General features: G+C 65.9%; 15 protein-coding genes. 6 read left to right on the top strand and 9 right to left on the bottom strand.

Translation table 11 applies throughout. From position 1 onward, the window contains the following. Nucleotides 1–8 precede the first annotated feature (8 nt). The 9 genes from V5G24_RS08860 to V5G24_RS08820 form a co-directional block, all read right to left on the bottom strand. Nucleotides 9–968, bottom strand: a complete 960-nt coding sequence (locus V5G24_RS08860) for an antibiotic biosynthesis monooxygenase (protein ID WP_394085560.1) — start codon at nucleotides 966–968, stop codon at nucleotides 9–11. An 11-nt stretch (nucleotides 969–979) separates the two neighbouring features. After that, nucleotides 980–3,679, bottom strand: coding sequence for a molybdopterin-dependent oxidoreductase (locus V5G24_RS08855; RefSeq protein ID WP_394085561.1), 2,700 nt, complete (start codon nucleotides 3,677–3,679; stop codon nucleotides 980–982). Continuing rightward, nucleotides 3,676–4,506, bottom strand: coding sequence for an FAD binding domain-containing protein (locus tag V5G24_RS08850; protein ID WP_394085562.1), 831 nt, complete (start codon nucleotides 4,504–4,506; stop codon nucleotides 3,676–3,678). Before V5G24_RS08850 ends, V5G24_RS08855 begins: the two co-directional genes overlap by 4 nt. 77 nt (nucleotides 4,507–4,583) lie before the next feature. After that, on the bottom strand, nucleotides 4,584–5,588 hold the full coding sequence (locus V5G24_RS08845) for a hypothetical protein (RefSeq protein ID WP_394085563.1): 1,005 nt from the start codon (nucleotides 5,586–5,588) through the stop codon (nucleotides 4,584–4,586). Nucleotides 5,589–6,175: 587 nt separating this feature from the next. Next, a complete protein-coding gene (locus V5G24_RS08840) occupies nucleotides 6,176–9,415 on the bottom strand; it encodes a hypothetical protein (protein WP_394085564.1) in 3,240 nt (1,079 codons plus the stop codon). Nucleotides 9,416–9,592: 177 nt separating this feature from the next. Then, complete coding sequence (locus V5G24_RS08835) at nucleotides 9,593–10,774, bottom strand: extracellular catalytic domain type 1 short-chain-length polyhydroxyalkanoate depolymerase (protein WP_394085565.1); 1,182 nt, start codon at nucleotides 10,772–10,774, stop codon at nucleotides 9,593–9,595. 107 nt (nucleotides 10,775–10,881) lie between these two features. Then, the gene (locus tag V5G24_RS08830) at nucleotides 10,882–11,301 is read right to left on the bottom strand and encodes a ribbon-helix-helix domain-containing protein (protein WP_509292299.1); all 420 of its coding nucleotides are present in this window, start codon (nucleotides 11,299–11,301) and stop codon (nucleotides 10,882–10,884) included. Nucleotides 11,302–11,424: 123 nt separating this feature from the next. Then, the gene (locus V5G24_RS08825) at nucleotides 11,425–12,804 is read right to left on the bottom strand and encodes an FAD-containing oxidoreductase (RefSeq protein ID WP_394085567.1); all 1,380 of its coding nucleotides are present in this window, start codon (nucleotides 12,802–12,804) and stop codon (nucleotides 11,425–11,427) included. Continuing rightward, nucleotides 12,801–13,265 carry a DUF4126 family protein gene (locus V5G24_RS08820; RefSeq protein WP_394085568.1) on the bottom strand — a complete coding sequence of 155 codons (465 nt, stop codon included), beginning with the start codon at nucleotides 13,263–13,265 and terminating at the stop codon, nucleotides 12,801–12,803. The genes V5G24_RS08825 and V5G24_RS08820 overlap by 4 nt, the downstream gene beginning before the upstream one ends. A gap of 23 nt (nucleotides 13,266–13,288) precedes the next feature. On the opposite strand from V5G24_RS08820, the gene V5G24_RS08815 reads away from it, so the two are divergent. From V5G24_RS08815 to V5G24_RS08790, 6 genes are all read left to right on the top strand, one after another. After that, the gene (locus V5G24_RS08815; RefSeq protein WP_394085569.1) at nucleotides 13,289–13,678 is read left to right on the top strand and encodes a hypothetical protein; all 390 of its coding nucleotides are present in this window, start codon (nucleotides 13,289–13,291) and stop codon (nucleotides 13,676–13,678) included. A 213-nt stretch (nucleotides 13,679–13,891) separates the two neighbouring features. After that, nucleotides 13,892–14,263 (top strand): YciI family protein, encoded by a 372-nt coding sequence (locus tag V5G24_RS08810; protein ID WP_394085570.1) that lies wholly within the window; start codon nucleotides 13,892–13,894, stop codon nucleotides 14,261–14,263. Next, the gene (locus V5G24_RS08805; protein WP_394085571.1) at nucleotides 14,260–15,537 is read left to right on the top strand and encodes an RNA polymerase sigma factor; all 1,278 of its coding nucleotides are present in this window, start codon (nucleotides 14,260–14,262) and stop codon (nucleotides 15,535–15,537) included. Before V5G24_RS08810 ends, V5G24_RS08805 begins: the two co-directional genes overlap by 4 nt. Before the next feature lie 125 nt (nucleotides 15,538–15,662). Beyond that, on the top strand, nucleotides 15,663–16,322 hold the full coding sequence (locus V5G24_RS08800) for a helix-turn-helix domain-containing protein (protein WP_394085572.1): 660 nt from the start codon (nucleotides 15,663–15,665) through the stop codon (nucleotides 16,320–16,322). A gap of 119 nt (nucleotides 16,323–16,441) precedes the next feature. Next, entirely contained in the window at nucleotides 16,442–17,341 is a 900-nt protein-coding gene (locus V5G24_RS08795; protein WP_394085573.1) for a class II glutamine amidotransferase, read from the top strand. Next, nucleotides 17,338–18,045, top strand: coding sequence for a protein glxC (locus tag V5G24_RS08790; protein ID WP_394085574.1), 708 nt, complete (start codon nucleotides 17,338–17,340; stop codon nucleotides 18,043–18,045). Before V5G24_RS08795 ends, V5G24_RS08790 begins: the two co-directional genes overlap by 4 nt. Nucleotides 18,046–18,057: the final 12 nt, after the last annotated feature.

Below are 18,057 nucleotides of genomic sequence, written 5' to 3'. Positions count from 1 at the left end.
CGCGCGCGTCAGGAGGAAAGGGTGAACACCACCAGCAGGGCGGCGTAGATGGCGGCGATGATCGCCGCGCCGCGCAGATCCACCCCGCGCGCGGGCGCGGCCGGGCTGAGCCACCAGCCGAAGCGGCCGCTCGCCCACGGCACCAGATAATTCAGCAGCGCCACGCTCACCACATTGCCGATGAACAGCGCGACGGGAAAGGCGAGCCCCGCCCACCCCATCAGCACCGGGTTCTGCACCGCGATGCCGAACAGATAGACCACCGGATAGAGCAGCATCAGAACGATCATGTTCTGCTTCCACACCGCCGGCGGCGGCCCCTTCGCGCTGCCGCCCGCGAACCATTGGTCGAAGCCGGACCGGGCGATGCGGGCGTGGAACTCCTCGGTGAAGGGCTCCGCTTCCGCCAGCAGCGCCTTGCGCTCGGGGGAAGTGAGCCAGGCCTGAAGATTCTCCTCGCTGTCGAAGCGCAGGATCGAGAGCCAATCGTCCTGCACGCCGGGGATCGGCGGCTCGAAGCGATAGCCCTGGAAGCCCGGCGCCCGCGTCTGGGCGGAGGCGATGCGCTGTTCCCAGGCGCGATAGGCCAGTTCCTGCCCCGGCTTGATGCGCGTCGAGATCACCGCGGACACCGCCGCCGGCAGCACGCCGGAGGCGCCGTCCGGCACGATGTGCACGTCGTCGCGCCCCACCAGCATGGATTGGGCGCCAGCGATGCGCGCGAGGCGGGCCGGTGAATTCAGCCAGGCGATGGCGGCGGCGCTGCTTTCGAAGCGCTGCAGGATCACCCAATCCACCTGCGCGGGCGGGCTCGGGCGCATCAGGGTCTGGCCGAGAAATCCCGGCAGCGCGGCGATGGAGGCGCTGGTCTGCTCCTGCCAGACCGCGAACGCCTCCTCGAAGCCGGGCAGCACGCGGGTCTGCGTCACGATGGTGACGGCGGAGGATGGATTGGGCGGGGCGCTCATGTCCGGCGCGCTCATGGGAGGGGCTGCAACTGGTCGAAGATGCGATCGGGCGTGAACGGCAGGCTGGCGAACCGCACCCCCGTCGCGTCGAACAAGGCGTTCGAAACCGCCGGCGCGATGGGATTGATGGCGCATTCCCCCTGCGCCTTGGCGCCCAGCGGGCCGATGGTGTCATAAGTGTCGGCGAACAGGATCTGCGTGCGCGGCGCGTCGGCGAAGCTTGGAATGCGGTAATTGCGTAGCGCCGCGTTCTTCATATGGCCGCTCTCGTCATAATCCATATGCTCGGTCAGCGCCCAGCCGAGCCCCATGAGGATGGAGCCGTTGATCTGCCCCCGGCATTGCATGGGGTTGATGAGACGCCCGATATCGGCGGCGTGCACGCTTTGCAGGATCTCGATATCGCCGGTGATGCGATGCACGGCAAGGCGGATGCCCTGCACGTTGAAGGCGACCGTGCGCGGCGCGAGATAGGCCTTGCGCTTGGCCTGGAAGCGATGGCCCGCCGCCGTGCCCGTTGCGTGAAGCTCGGGCAGCGCGATGCGGGTGTTGCCGTTCACCACCGCGCCCGCCTCCAGCATCCAGTCGCCGGGCGCGGTGCCGGTGATGCGGGCGACGTAGGAGAGGATGTTCTGGCGCAGGGCGGTCGCGGTCAGCGTCACCGCCTGCCCGGCCACCACCGTACCGGTGCTGGCGAAGGTGCCGGTGTCGAACGGGGCCTTGTCGGTGTCGGCATTGATGATGTCGATGGCGTCCGCGCGTGTGGCGAGCACGCTCGCGGCCAGTTGGCGATGGGAGGTCACCGAGCCATTGCCCATTTCGGTGGAGCCGACGGCGAGGTGATAGCGCCCGTCGGGGAGCAATTCCATCACCGCGCCGGAGCGGTGCTCCGTGGGCGGGCCGGATTCCAGCATGGCGAGCGCGATGCCGGTGCCCTCGGCCCAATGCTCACCCTCGGGCTTGGGGCGCCGCTCGCCAGTGGCGAGGGCGTTTTCCACCAGGTCCATGCACTGGTCGAGGCCGTAGCTGCCGAACTCCACGTCCGACACGCCGCTCCAGATCGCCTCGATCCAATCGTCGGCGGTCACCATGTTGCGGCGGCGCAGGGCGAAGGGATCGATGCCGAGCAGCTTGGCGAGGTCGTCCATGGCGCATTCGATGGCGAATGTGGTCTGCGAGGCGCCATAGCCGCGAAACCCGCCGCCGGGCACCATGTTGGTATAGACGACGAAGCCCTCGCCCTTCTTGTTGGCGCAGCGATAGGCGCTCATGGGGCTGGAGAGGGAGGCGGCGAGCGTCTCGCTGCCATGGCCGCCATAGGCGCCGGTGTTGGACACGACGCGAATCTCGATGGCCGTCAGCGTGCCGTCCGCCTTGGCGCCCAGCTTCACGCGGGTGGTCATCTGGTGGCGCGTGCTGGCGCCGATGAACTGCTCCTCGCGGGTGTATTCCCACTTCACCGGCCGGCCGAGCTTCAGCAGCGCGAGGACGCAGAGATCCTCGGTCAGCATCTCTTGCTTGCCGCCGAACCCGCCGCCGACGCGCTCGGTGAAGACGTGCAGGTCGGCGGGGATGAAGCCGAACAGATGGCACAGCTTCTCGTGGGCGATGAACGGCGCCTGGGAGGAGGTGCGCACATGGATGCGCCCGTCTTCGCTTTTCCAGGCGATGGAGCCGTGGGTCTCCAGATGCACATGCTGGACCCGCGAGGTGGTGTAGGTGCGCTCGTGGATGGCGTCGGCCTCAGCGAAGCCTTCGGCGATGCTGCCCACCTCGCCGCGGATTTCGGCGAACACGTTGCCATGGGCCTCGCCGCCCTTGTGGTGCAGCACCGGCGCCTGCGGGGCCATGGCCAGTTCGGGATCGAACACGGCCGGCAGCACGTCGTATTCCACCTTCAGCGCACGGCAGCCGGCTTCCGCCGCCGCCTCGCTCTCGGCCACCACCGCCGCCACCCGCTGGCCGACGAAGCGCACAATATCGTCGAGCATATAAGTGTCGTCGGGATCGACCAGATGGTCCTCGTGGGTCGCGGTGCTGTAGAGCCGGCGCGGCACGTCTTCCCAGGTGAACACCTCCAGCACGCCGGGCACCGCCAGCGCGGGGGCCTTGTCGATGGAGAGGATGCGGGCATGGGCGTGCGGCGCGCGCAGCACCTTCAGATGCGCCAGCCCAGGCACCTCCACGTCCATCGTATAGCGCGCATGGCCGGTGACGATGCCCGGCCCGAACGGGTTCGGCAGGCTCGCCCCGCAGGCGTTGCCGGCGATGTCGTCGCTCACATTCACCACGCCGTCGATGGCATCGTGGATCGCGGCATAGCCGGTGCAGCGGCACAGATTGCCCTTGAGATGGCGCGGCAGGTCGGCGCGCTGCGCGTCGTCGAGGGCGGCAATGGTCATGATCATGCCGGCCGAGCAATAGCCGCACTGGAACCCCTGGGCGTCCAGAAAGGCCTGCTGCACCGGGTGCAATTCATCGCTGTTCGCGAGGCCCTGGATGGTGGTGACCTTGCGATCGGCGGCGCGGAACGCTGGCATCAGGCAGGAATGGATGGGCGCGCCGTCCACCCACACGGTGCAGGCGCCGCAATCGCCCTGGTCGCAGCCCTTCTTGACGCCGAAATCGCCGCGCTCGCGCAAGAACGTGCGCAGGCACTGGCCGGGGCGCGGCTCGACGGAGAAGCTGTGTCCGTCAATGGAGAAGTTCATGCGGCAGCTCCCGGCCCGGCGAGTTCCGCCCGGATTTCCTCGGCGAAGTGAAAGGTGAGATGCCGCCGATAGGCCGGCAGGCCGTTGACGTCGTCGAAATAGCCCTCGTGCGGGATCGCGGCGGCGATGGCGTGGCGCAACTCCTCCACGCTCGGCGAGGCCGCGAAATGCAGCTGCACCGGGCGGAAGGTGGCGGCGGTGATGGTCAGCAGCAGGTCGCCATCTGGCCCGCTGGTGCCGATCAGCAGCGCCGCCGAGCGGCCGAGGTGATAGAGCGAGGACCGGCGGAAGGCGAAGCGCTTCTTCAGCGCCGCGGCCGGCAGATGGATCGCGCGCAGCAATTCGCCCGGCGCCAGGATATTGGCATGGTTGCCGGTGACGAAATCCACCGCCTTCACGGTGCGCGGCGCGCCGTCGCGCGGCCAGAGCGTATAGGTGCCTTCGAGCGCGACGGTGAGCGAGATCATGGCGCCGGCCGGCAGCGACATGCAGATATTGCCGCCGACGCTCGCCTCATGGGCGATCTTGAACGACATCAGCAGCGCCCGGCTACAAAGCTGGAGCAGCGGCCCGGCGGTCCATTCCGGCGGCGTCACAAGGGCATCCAGCGCGCCGATGCGGGCGGTCGCGGCGATCTCCAGCCCATCCGGCCCCACGGTCAGGTCCGGCCAATCGAAGGCCCGCAGGTCGATCAGCGTGTCGAGGGCGGGCTGGGGCTCGGAGAACAGCCAGGTGCCGCCGGACAGCCAGGCGAAGCCCTCGCGCCAATGGGTCACCTCGGCGGCGGAGCGTGGCCGCTCGATCTGACGAATGGTGTTGATGTCCATGACAGGAACAGCTCCGTCGCCGATGCGGGAGGATTTCGCAAACGAAACCGGCGCGCGGTGGGCGCGCCGGGTTCGCGTCAGGGCAGTTGCGACAGGGTCGCCGGGCCGGGGCCGGGGGTGATCAGCGTCGGCCATTGCTTGGAGCCGAACGGCACCAGGGGCGGCAGGAACGGCGTCATGCCGCGCTTGGTGGCGTCGGCGATGATGGCATCGCGCGCATCGCCGCCCATCAGCTCGTAATCCATCACCGCATTATTGCCGAAGAACAGGCCGCCCACGGTGCGATCCGCGATGATGCGGGTCAGCGAGCCCAGCATGTCTTCCGGCGTGGTGGTGAAGGAGACGGTCTCGATCAGGATCAGGCGCGAATTGATCGCCTCCGGGCCGAAGAATTGGGCGAGCACGCTGTAGAGGATGTTGTTCTGCCGGGCCACATAGATGGTGTTGCTGGCGGCATAGGTCTTGTCCCAGTCCGGGCCGAGCATGGCCTTCCATTCGGCGACAACGCCCATCCAATGGGCAACCTGCGTCTGCGCGGCCCAGGCGATGCTCTTCTTCAGCTGCGGCCCCTGCTTCTTGGTGAAGGCGGCCAAGGCATCGAAGGTGATCACGCCCTTCTTCAGGCTCTCGTCCATGAAGGCGATATTGTCCTTGAGGATCTGCGCGTTGTTGGGGCGCCATTCCGCGGGCATGGTGGTCTTGTCGAGGCTGTCCAGCGCCGCCTGCATCTGCGCGCGGAACGCGGTCATGGGCGACACCCAGCTGAGGTCCGTGGGCTTGTCCAGATGCGGACCAGCGAGCACCGAGAGCACCATGGTGCTGTGGCCGATGGATTTGAGCAGCTGGTACACCTCCGGCACCGGCGGCGCCTCCAGGCGCGGCTGGCCCGGCCGATACAGCAGGAAACGCCCGCCGGCCCCGGAGAACAGTGCCAGGATCACGGGATGCTGGGCCAGGATATTCTCCGAGATGATCCGGCCGGAATCCCCATAGAGCGCGAACATCGCGGTGTTCAGCGCCAGAACGTCCTGCTTTGCCGTCTCGGCGGCGCTGGGCGCGGCCCCGCCGACAATGATGTTCATGAAGGGCGGCGCTTCGGCGGCTAAAGCAATGCTAGAGCTTGCCCCGCCCAGCAGCGCCAGGCATGAAACCGCGAACGCCCGCAAGGGTCGCTTGTATCGTCCCATATTCCCCCCAAGAATTTCCGCTGAGAAAACCTCACCGCGCCACACGAAAATCAGGGCGGCGGGCCGGTATTTTTCTATTTGTATCGACAATACTAGCGTTTCACCGCGCAAATTGCACTGCGCTTTGGACAATCGCGCGAAAAATTCTTGGGGTGGGGAAGGTCCGATCGCGGCGTCTCTTGCTCCCTTCGACGCCGGTATTTGGATGACGCGTATTCCCAGGGACGTGCGTCTGCACGACGAGACGTGAGATGCCGTGAAGCGGGCGGGCGGCGGACAGCGCTGTGGCGATCCGGCCGCACGGGAGCGCCGCAACCCCTCTTTCCGCTCGGCGAAGTTCATCGGCCGAACGTGCGGCCGAAATGGCGGTTTCAACCGGCGGAGAGGCGCGGAGAAGGGCCACAAAACCCCTATTCGTCCGCGCTAACCCATTGTTTCACGTGAAACATTTTTCAAGTGCCGGCGCCTGAAACGGCCTGTTTTCAAAGAAACAGGCCCGAAGCCGGGGCAAGGCGGACGATCATGTCGTTATAGTCGAAATCCGACCCCTGGTTGTAGGCGAGATCCTCGAACCCGAAGGTATTCTCGCCATACATGCGCACCTGTTCGCGCCCGCCGGGATTATTCTCGCCGATGACGAAGGTTTCCCCCGAGGGGGTGAGCAGCACCGGCGCGTAGAAGCCGGTCGTCCCCGATACCGTCCAATGGAGGGTCTGGTTGAAGGCGCCGCCGCTGGTCGCCAGCAGGCCGGGATCGAGATGGCTACGCACCGCCGAAAGATAAGCCTCGGTATCGCCCGCCGGCACCCCGCCGACGCTCCAGTCGCCGGTCGCGGCATCCACGTCGATATGCACGAAGCCCAAGCTATTGGTGTTCGCGCTGCTGCCCGTGACCTGGACGTCGAGCGTCTCGCCATGCTGGAGATAGACCACCGGCAGGCCGCTCATGCGCTGGCTGCCCGCGAGCACCGCCGCGTCCGCCAGGGTATTGTCGGTGGTGGCGTTGAGTTCCAGCCCTGCGACCGCGATATGCAGCCCGCCGCCCGGCGCGCTGGACACATCCACCGCCGGGGTGGGGTTGAGCACATGATCCCCGGTCAGGACCGCGAAGCGCAATTGCTCCCCCACCCCGAGCCAGACCGATTGCCCGCCCTTGAGCAGGTTCACCCCATGGTCGTCGGGCGCGGCGCCGACCCGCGCGAGGATTGCATCCTCGAGCGTCACGGCGCCCCCCACCGTGCCGTCGCGGCCGATCAGCTGGCCGGTCGCGTCCACGGCATAGAGCAGCAGCGTGGCGCCGGTCGCCTGGGCCGCCTGCAGCACGTCGAGCCGCACCCAATTGCCCGCCGTGCCGCCGGCCGCCACCAGCGAGAGCCCGCCATTGCCCGCCGCCTGAAGCGCCAGATCGGCCACGTTGACGGTGAGGGTCAGCGGGCTGGAGACCGGGCCGAGCGGCGTCGCAAAGCCGGTGTCGGAGGCGGAATATTCATGCATCGTAACGGCATAAGTTCCATTGCCGAACTGCTGCATGGCGGAGGTGACCCACTGGCCGTCGATGTCCGCGACCGCCGTGACCGGTTGCGGCCCGCTCACCCCCTGCCCGGCGAAGCTGATCTGCGCCACGTTGAGCGCACCGATCTTATTGGTATAGCCGGACACCCAGGAGGGGGTGCCGGTCGCCGAATTCAATCCCGTCCAGCCGAACGCCACCTCCGCGTCGCCGACCGTGATGGTGTTGGTGACCTGGCTCGCCTGGTTCGCCACCGCCGTGAAGACATCCCCCGCCAGTGTCCCCGCCACCGGGGCATTGGGCGCCGGCAAGGTGGCGATGAAGTTCGTATTGGTGTTCGGCACCAGCAGCGAAGGATCGAGCGTCGTGGTGCCGCTATAGGCGAAGCTGAGGGTGAAGGTGGGAATGGTCTGGGCGCCGGTCGACGGCGGCGTAACCAGCGCCAACCCGTCGACGGCGAGGCTGCCCTCTTGCCCGACATAGTCCGGATTGAGGAATTGCGAGCCCGACATGGTCGTATAGAGATTGAACGTCTTCTGCGCGTCGCCCTCGCCCACCAGCAGCTGATACCAGGCAACCCCATCGGCGGCCTTGGGAATCTGGTTGATCAGGATGCTGCCTTCGGGCTGGGAAGACCCCGCCTGCGGGCTCGCGGAATAGGTGCCGGTGGCGGAATCGTAGGCGAGATTCCAATTCTGCCAAAGGGTTGACCCGGCCGGCGGGGTGATCGTCACTTCCTGCCACTGGGGAATGGAATTGCTTTCGCCGGCATAGAATCTGAGCGTGATGGGCGTGCCGTCCGCCAGCACCATGTTCTGGTTGGCGAACGACATCACGATATTGGTGCCGTCGCCCACCCACACCGGCTCGGCATAGCCCCCCTGCCCCGGCGCGATATAATTATAGATGACCGGCGGAATATAGCCCTGCGGCTGCTCGCCATCATCGTACAGGGTCAGGTTGATGGTGGAGACGTTGGCGCCCAGCGCGGGATCATAGACCGAGATCAGCGGCCCGCCGACGCTGTACTGCTTCATCAGATTGTCGGAATAGCCGGACCCGTAGGAATTGGAGTTGAAGTAATAAATCTCCGAATAGGGGTCCATATAGGTCGGCGTCACCCCGCTCGTGAGGTTCTTTCCGAAGGCGTAGGTCGGGTCCCAGTTCCAGTTGGAATTGAGATCGATGGGGGCGGTGATCCCGGAATTATAGGATTGGCCGGTGGTATTGTAGAATCCGGCGGTGAACCCGGTGAGGAATTGGGTGAGAACCTCGCCCCACTGGTTGTTCTCACCGGTATTCATCTCCGGCGAGGGGTCGCCATATATCTGATAGGGCGTGGCATCGGTCTGGTTGGTATAGATCTCGACCGAGCCTAGGGTCGAATAGATGCTGTTTTCCAGGTTCTCGGGCGAGATCTTGATATAGCCCTGGATCTGGCTGCTGGCGTCCGGCGCGAGCCAGAAATTCGTGCCGTCCCATTGCAGGGAATAGGAGAAGAAGCCGGCATTGTGCCAATTGCCGTTAGCATCCGGCGCGCCGTTGAAGAAGCCGGCGACGGAAATCGGCTGGTTCGCGACACTGGTTTCAAGGCTCGTGACGTAGCCGTTCCAGTCGGACGCGCTGAAGCTGTTGGGCGCGTTCACGCTGACCGCCTGGGACGGCGAAATGCCGGCGCGAGGGTCGCCCTGCAACGGCCCGCTGGTATAGTTGTAAACGTAGGTGTTGCTGGAATTGATATCGGCGATGGCCTGGAACAGGCTGGTGCCGGTGATGCCATAGCCGCGGGTATCGGTGGTCGCGCTCCCGCCGGTGCCATAGGTGACGGCGAGCTGCATCGGCAGGCCGAAGCCTTCCACCGAGGTCAGGTTGCCCACGTCCCCCGGCTGGTCCTTCAGCGTCACCTCGAAGCTGTCGTAGCGGAAATCATAGGCCGCAGCGCTGTTCCAGGAGATGTCCTGCTCACCCGTGATGAGCGTCTGAAGATTGTTCGGCTGGGAGGGATCCTGGCTTTGAACCAGAAAATAGATTTTGCCGCTGTTATAGGGCTCCGGCAAAACGATGGCGCTGCTCGCGGTGACTGCGCCGTTCTCGACCAGGGTGGTCCATTGCGGGGCGCCGCTGGAATCGAAATAGACCGAATAGGCCCACACGCCTTGTTGCCCCAGCGTTTGTTGCAGCTGTGCGCTGAGGTCGACATTCAAAGTGGTCATGTGGCACCGGCCGGAAAGACAATCTGGTGCTATATAGCCACGGGGCCTGAGCTCTGATCAATGCCCGTCGGACGTTGCGGCAGGATTGTTTTATCGCCCTAGCAGACCCTAATACCAGCCGCGCGCATGGGCTCGCCAGGCGCGCGGAAAATCCAGGAGCCGCCGCCCCCCGCCGCTTCAGGCCGCGGACGCAGCGTGGGCGTGGCGCAGGAAGAAGCGGACCATCTCGCGGCTGGCGTCGGGGCCGCGTGGATCGGTGAAGCTGCCTTTTGTGCTGCCGCCGGACCACGCATGGCCAAGGCCGTGCAGCACCCAATGTTCCAGTGCCACGCGGCCGCGCGGATCGGTCAGGATGGTGCGGCTGTAGCTGGTGCCGTCCGGGCTCGTGCCCTTTGTCACCGCCTCGTCCAGCTCGGCACCGCCGCGCGACTGGATCACCACGTGGTCGCCATTGACGGGATGGACGGTGTTGTCCCGGTCGCCATGGAATACGATGGTCGGCACGATGCCGTTGCCGTCGCGCGCGCCCTGGGTGCGGGCGACGAACGGCACGGCGCTGCCCTGGCGCATGGCCATGAAGGCCGACGACATATCGCTCGCCGCCCCGCACGCCAGCCCGGAATGCACGCCGATGGCCGAATAAAGATCGGGATAGGTGGTGCCCATGATGGCCGCCACCGCGCCGCCGGCGGAAAGGCCGGCCACATAGATCCGGCCGGGCGCCACCTCGTATTGCTGCATCACCTGGCGGGTGATGCCGGCGATCAGCGATGGCTCGCCCTGCCCGCGCTTCTGGTCCGCCGTATTGAACCAGTTCCAGCATTTCGAAGCGTTGGCGGATTGCACCTGCGCGGGATAGGCCACCAACAGGCCGTGCTCCTCGGCGATTTCGTTCATCCGCGTGCCGGCGGCGAAATCGTCCGGAGACTGGGTGCAGCCGTGCAGCATGACGATCAGCGGCAGGCGCTGCCCGCGATACAGGGTGGGCACATAAAGCTTGTAGCTGCGGCTGCCGGCGGCATTGGAATAGAGATGCTCGTCGAACGTCCCTTCTTTCTCCGACGGGGCGGATGGCGCGTCCGGGGAAAGCAGGCCGCGCAAGGCCTCGGGTAGATAATCGGCCACCGATTTCCCGGTGTGCGCGCCAGAAGAGGCGTCGAACGGCAGGGACCATGCGCCGCCGTTACGCGGCGGGGAGAGGTCGATCCCCTCGCGCCCCGGGCCGGACGCGCCGGTTGGCGCGGGCCGCGCATGCCCCTCGGCGATGGCGCCGCGCAGAATGGCCATGGCCTCTTCCAGCCGCCCTTCCCGGGTCAGCCGCGTGGCCTCCAGCATGTCGATCTTGGTGGGCATATGCATTGAAAACGTCCTGGACTGAAAGGCTTCCGACACGCGCGGAGCGCCTTCCTGTTGGAAGCAAGAGACGGCCCAGGCTTGCGCGCGGGCAAAAAGGGGAGCGGAACCGATCAGCGCATGCGGTCGCTCAGCGCCGCCTTCACCGCCGGGCTGGCCTGGAGGGCACCGAGGATATGGAGGGAGGAAATGGTCCCGCGCGCCAGTTCCGGCGGCACGTCGGGCGCGATCACGGCGAGCCCCAGCACCTGGATGTCCAGCCGCTCGCCGGCGGCTTGCACGCTTTCCAGATCCTGGCGGCTGAAGTGGCGCAGGCCGAGGTCGAGCTGATTGCGCACCACCGACTTCTGCACCGTCTCGGCATGGCGATCCAATTGGTTGCGGATCGCGGTGCGGATGAAATCGGTCCGGTTGGAATAGAAATTCTCCTGCACCAGCAGGTCGATATGACCCAAGTCCACGAAGCCGAGATTGATCGTGATCTTCTCGGTGTCCGGCGCCTTGGGCCGAATGTCCTTGGCCAGCATCGTCATGGCAACCATCCCTACACCATCCAGCTGGATGGCAGATGGGACCTCTCTTGCTGCATCGCAATAGCAAATGCCATGGAAAATGATGCGACGCAGCAGATATTTTCGCGCGCCTAACGCCCCCGCTCAAGGCGCCGGCTTCAGATCTCCGATCAATGTGGGAATGAGTTCCGACACGGTGGGATGGATCGGCACGGCCCATTGCAGGACGTCGTAGGGCTGGTCGGCGTTCATCATGTCGAGAATGCCGTGGATCGCCTCGTCGCCCGACGTGCCGAGGATGGCCGCGCCGAGAATACGTTTGGTCTGCGCATCGGCGACCATCTTCATGAAGCCGATGGTCTCGCCCTTTTCCACCGCGCGCCCGACCCGCGCCATGGGCCGGGACGAGACCAGGAGCGGCCGGCCGCTCGCGCGCGCCTGTGCCTCACTCATCCCCACGCGGCCCAAGGGCGGGTCGGTATAAAGGGCATAGGCGGGAATACGAGCCGACAGCCGACGATCCGCGCCGTCCAGCAGGTTGGCGGCGATGATCTCGAAATCATTGTAGGCCGTATGGGTGAAGGCGCCGCGCCCGTTGCAATCGCCCATCGCCCAGACCCCGCTCACATTGGTCTGCAAGGCATCGTCGACTGGGATATAGCCGCGCGCGTCCCGCGCGATGCCCGCCGCATCAAGCCCGAGGTCGCCCGTATTGGGTACCCGGCCGATGGCGACCAGCACATGGCTCGCCTCCAGCTCCGGCGGCCCGCCATCCCCTTCCGCGCGCACCTGCACGGTCTCGCCCGCCTTGGCGAAGCTCAGAGCGGCGATGCCGGTGCGCACGTTGATCCCCTCGGCCGCGAGGAAGCGCGCGATTTCCGCGGAGATGTCCTCGTCCTCACGGGCGACCAGGCGCGGCCCCTTCTCCAGCACCGTGACTTCGGCGCCGAAGCGTCGGAAGGCCTGGGCGAATTCGAGCCCGATATAGCTGCCGCCCACCACCACCAGATGGTGCGGCACCACATCGAGATCGAGCATGCTGGTGTTGGTGAGATAATCGATGTCGGCAAGCCCCGGCATGTCGGGCACCAGGGCGCGGCCGCCGACATTGATGAAGACGCGGGGCGCGCAGAGGAGATCTTCGCCGACCCGAACGGCGGTCGCGCTCTCGAACCGGGCATGGCCGTGGAACAGGGTGAGGCCCGCCATGGCCTCCATCCAGGCCGTGAGGCCGTTGCGCGCGTTCATCGTCACCTGATGGGCGCGGGCATGGACGCGCGTCATGTCGATGCCCACCGCGCCCGGCACGATCACGCCGAAATCCGCCGCGCGGCGGGCCATGTGGGCGGCATAGGCGCTCGCCACCAGGGCCTTGGTGGGCATGCACCCGGTGTTGACGCAGGTGCCGCCGATGAGATGCCGCTCGATGAGCGCCACCTTCATGCCCGCCCCGGTCAGGCGGCCCGCGAGCGGCGGACCGGCCTGTCCGGCGCCGATGATGATGGCATCGAAGGTCTGGTTCATCGCAAGCTCCCGAGGATCAGCAGGGCACCGAAGACAGCGATCGCATCCTCGATCAAAGCGGCGGGAAGGTCACGACCGAACCGCGCGGCAAGGCGCGTCCGCACCGCCGCGCCACCTAACGTGCCGATGACCGCGCCCGCAATGCCCAGGGCGACGCCGACAAAGACCAGTCCGGCGGGGGTCGCAAGCGCCGCGCCGCACACGGCACCGCTGACGATGCGGGCGCCGAACTGCATGGGCACCTTGCGGCTCGGGGTGAAGGGCAGCTTGTCCGCCACCAATTCACCGAGGGCGAAGATCGTCAGCACCCAGACCGCCACGGTGGAGCCGAGAAAGGACAGCCAGGAGCCGTCGAGCGAAAGCGCGCCGGGCGCGGCCGCCCAACTGACCATCGCCAGCGGCGTCATGGTGCGTAATCCGCACAGGATCCCTGTCAAAAGCGCCAGCAGAAGCAGTGTCATAGGGGAAACCCTCACGTGCTGCGATGAAATGGGAGGCAGGCACCGAACATGCCGCCGGGCCTTGCTGCCGCACCCTCGGCTGCGAAGCCCGTGAAAAACAAACACGCGTGCGTATCGGTAAAGTCGTAGCCCTGCGAGCGCGAAGAGCGTATAGTATTTTCATGTCAATTCATAAATTTTCACTCGGCGACCACGTCGAGCTTTCCATTGGTCCGTTTTACCGGGCTACAGCGGGCGCATACGATATCGTTGCGCTGATGCCTTTCGAACGAGGGGAATGCTCGTACCGCGTGCGCGCCTCGGCCGAAAAGCATGAGCGCGTGGTTCTCGAAAGCGACCTCCGCCTCATTCCCCGCCCTGAAGGCATGCCAGTACAGATGCCGAGCATCGCAATCGGCAAGAAGCGCGCCTGACGGACGCGCCTGAGGCGCGTTTCGTTTTCCACCTTTCTTTCCTTGGATGCACCACCCGCCACGGCTTCGCCGTGCGCGGGTGCTTGCCGTGTCCTGTCGCATTTTGCTCCGGCGTTTCCACATGGGAATGCGAAGAAGTTCCAGTTTTAATTCCGGGCGCCTGTCGGCTGAGGGTAAGCTTGCCCGTCTTAGACAGGACGAGGACGCTGCCCGATGCTCTATGCCATTCTTTGCTATCATTCCGAGGATGTCGTCTGTTCCTGGTCCAAGGAGGAGGATGACGCCGTCATGGCCAAGCTCATGACGGTGCATGAGAAACTGGAAAGGGACGGCCGGCTGGGACCGGTGGCGCGGCTGCTGCCCACCACGGCCGCCACCACGCTGCGCAAGGACCAGGACCCGCCTCTCGTGATCGACGGGCCGTTCGCCGAAACCAAGGAGCAGCTGCTCGGCTTCTATGTGGTCGAGTTCGACACGCTGGAAGAAGCGCTCGATGCCGCGCGCGATCTCGGCCGCGCCAATCCCGGCGGTGCCTATGAGATCCGCCCCATCGCCTTGTTCCATCCCGGAAGTGTCGGTCCATGAGCGATCTCGCCTGGATCGACGCGACGCTGGCCGCCGCGCGCCCACAGGCGGTCGCCGCCCTGCTGCGCTATTTCCGCGATCTGGATTTCGCCGAGGAAGCGGTTCAGGAAGCCTGCCTGCGCGCCCTGCGCACTTGGCCCAAGAACGGCCCGCCACGCGACCCCGCCGCCTGGCTCATCATGGTCGGACGCAATTCCGGCATCGACGAGACCCGGCGGCGCGCCAAGCTCGCCCCGCTGCCGGCGGAGGAGCATCTTTCCGATCTCGGCGACGCCGAGGACAGCCTCGCCGAGCGGCTCGACGGCGATCATTATCGCGACGACGTGTTGCGCCTGCTGTTCATCTGCTGCCATCCCGAACTGCCAGCGACGCAACAGGTCGCGCTGGCCTTGCGCATCGTCTCCGGGCTCAGCGTGCCGCAGATCGCCCGGGCGTTCCTGGTGAGCGATACCGCGATGGAGCAACGCATCACCCGCGCCAAGAGCCGCATCGCACGGGCCAGTGTCCCCTTCGAGACGCCCGGCGCGGTGGAGCGCGCGGAGCGCCTCGCGGCGGTCGCGGCCATGATCTACCTGCTGTTCAACGAGGGCTATTCGGCCACCGGCGCCGATGCCGATGCCCGCCGCCCCCTCTGCGACGAGGCGATCCGCCTCGCCCGCCTGCTGCTGCGCCTGTTCCAGACCGAGCCGGAGATCATGGGCCTGCTCGCTTTGCTGCTGCTCCAGCATGCGCGTTCGGCGGCGCGGCTGGATGCGGACGGCGCCATCATCCTGATGGACGACCAGGACCGCAGCTTGTGGAATCCGACCATGATCGCGGAAGGTCTCGCTTTGATCGACAAGGCGATGCGCCACCACCGGCCCGGCCCCTATCTGGTGCAGGCCGCCATCGCAGCATTGCACGCGCGCGCGGAACGCCCGCAGGATACCGACTGGGGCCAGATCGATCTGCTCTATGCCATGCTGGAGCAGCTCCAACCCTCCCCGGTGGTGACGCTCAATCGCGCCGTGGCGGTTTCAAAGGTGCGCGGCCCTGGCGCGGCGCTTGCGATGATCGAGCCGCTGGGCCAGCGCCTTTCGGGCTATTTCCACTTCTTCGGACTGAAGGGGGCGCTGCTGTCGGACCTCGGCCGCACCGAAGAGGCGCGAATCGCCTTCGGCCAGGCGATCGCTCTGGCGTCCTCGGCGGCCGAAGCCGCGCATATCCGCCAGCATCTCGACCGCTTGCAACGCGAGAGCGAGAAGCCTTCGCACGCCTCGGGCTCCGCCGCCTGAAATCCTATGCCGTTCGGCGCAGCCGGATGGCCGATGCGGCGGTGCACGCAGAAACGCTAGCCATTGCGCCCAAGACACGGGAAGATACAGAGGAAGGACACTTCCGCGGGACTAGGGGCAAGAGAGTGGCAGAGCGCAAGACAAAGGCCGCAAGCGAGGCCGCCGAGGTCATCGACTATCAGACCGGGTCGGGCGCTCCCGCGGCGATTGCCAGCACGTTGGAAGATGCCCTCGGCATTCAGGTGCGCGCCATCCGCCGGCAATTGGATCTCACCGTTTCCGATCTGGCGGGCGCGGCCGGCATCTCGGTGGGAATGCTGTCGAAGATCGAGAACGGGCAGATTTCCCCGTCCCTTGCGACGCTCCAGGCCATTTCCAAAGCGCTGAACGTGCCCATCACCACCTTGTTTTCCACCTTCGAGGAGCGCCGCGACTGTTCCTTCGTGCGCGCGCACCAGGGCGTCATCATCGAGCGGCGCGGCACCAAAGTGGGCCATCAATATGAATTGCTCGGCCACGGGCTGGGCGGCGATATCGTGGTGGAGCCCTATCTGATCACACTGTCCGAGGAGGCCGCGGCCTATACCGGCTTCCGCCATGCCGGGGTCGAGTTCATCTATATGCTCAGCGGCGAGGTGGTGTATCGCCATGCCGACCGCACCTATCACCTGCGTCCGGGAGATTCCCTGATGTTCGATTCAGGTGCCGCCCATGGGCCCGAGGATCTGATCGTGACGCCCATGTCCTATCTCTCGGTGATCGTCTATACGCGCGACCCGCGCTGACCCTCTCCCACCAGCATCTTTTTCCTAGAGAGAAAATTTTATTCCGCCCGCGTTGACGGGGCGGCGCTTGCGGCGTACCACTCTGGAGACGGCCATGTTTCGGCCACCGGAGTTCAGCCATGTGCGGCATCGTCGGTATCTTTCTGAAAGACCCCAAGCTCGAGCCAGAGCTTGGGCAAATGCTCTCTTCCATGCTGTGCGTGATGACCGATCGCGGGCCGGACAGCGCCGGCTTCGCCATCTATGGCACCGGCGCGGCGAACCATGTGAAGCTCTCGCTGCGGGCCGTGGAAGGCTATGATTTCGAGGGCCTCGCCCATTCGCTCTCGGTGGTGGTCGGTGGCGATCCGCGCCTCGTGGTGCGCGCCAGCCATGCGGTGATCGAGGTTCCGGCGGACCAGGAAGCCGCCGTGCGCGCGGCGCTTGCTGCCCATCACCCGGAGGTCGCCATCGTCGGCACCGGCGCGCGCATGGAAATCTTCAAGGAAATCGGCCTGCCCAGTGAGGTCGCCAACCGCTTCGACCTGCCGAAGATGAGCGGCACCCACGGCATCGGCCACACCCGCATGGCCACCGAGAGCGCGGTGACCACCGCCGGCGCCCATCCCTTCTCCACCGGCGCCGACCAGTGCCTGGTGCACAATGGCTCGCTCTCCAATCACAATGACCTGCGGCGCCAATTGAAGCGCGAGGGCATCGCCTTCGCCACCGAGAACGACAGCGAGGTCGCCGCCGGCTATCTCACTTGGCGCATGAAGAACGGTGCCACCCTGGGCGAGGCGCTGGAAGCCGGGCTCAAGGATCTGGACGGCTTCTTCACCTTCGTCGTCGGCACGGAAAGCGGCTTCGGCGTGCTGCGCGATCCCATCGCCTGCAAGCCGGCTGTGATGGCCGAGACCGACCAATATGTGGCCTTCGCCTCCGAATACCGCGCCCTGGTGAACCTGCCCGGCATCGCCGATGCCCGCGTGTTCGAGCCCGAGCCTGCTACCGTCTATTTCTGGGACCGCGCCGCATGAACGCCTTCAGCCCCGACATCACTTTCGACCTCGCGCAAAGCGAGCTGCGCGAGCTGAACGGCGCGCTGCACAAGGCGACCGGCGAGACCAATGCCAAGCTCTGGCGCGTGCTCAACCCCAACGGCCGCCATGCTTTGGCTGCCGGCGTGGACGCTCCCCTCACCATCCAGGTGGAGGGCCATGTGGGCTATTATTGCGCTGGCATGAACCAGCAGGCGAGCATCATCATCCACGGCAATGCCGGGGTGGGCGTCGCCGAGAACATGATGAGCGGCTTCGTCCATGTGCTGGGCGACGCCAGCCAGGCGGCCGGCGCCACGGCCCATGGCGGCATGCTGCGCATCGACGGCAATGCCTCGGCCCGCTGCGGCATTTCCATGAAGGGCGTGGACATCATCGTGAAGGGCTCCATCGGCCACATGAGCGCGTTCATGGGCCAGTCGGGCAATCTCATCGTGTTCGGCGATGCCGGCGAGGCGCTGGGCGACAGCCTCTATGAAGCCAAGCTGTTCGTGCGTGGTTCTGTGAAGAGCCTGGGCGCCGACTGCATCGAGAAAGAATTGCGCGACGAGCACAAGCAATTGCTCAGCGACAAGCTGGCGGCAGCGGGTCTTTCCGGCAGCATCGACGTGTCCGAATTCAAGCGATACGGCTCGGCGCGCCGGCTCTACAATTTTCACATCGACAATGTCGATGCCTATTGATGCGTGAGGACG

It is taken from the genome of Roseixanthobacter finlandensis, from assembly GCF_043195105.2.
Lineage (GTDB): Bacteria > Pseudomonadota > Alphaproteobacteria > Rhizobiales > Xanthobacteraceae > NCEH01.
This window is presented reverse-complemented; position numbering and strand designations above follow the sequence as displayed.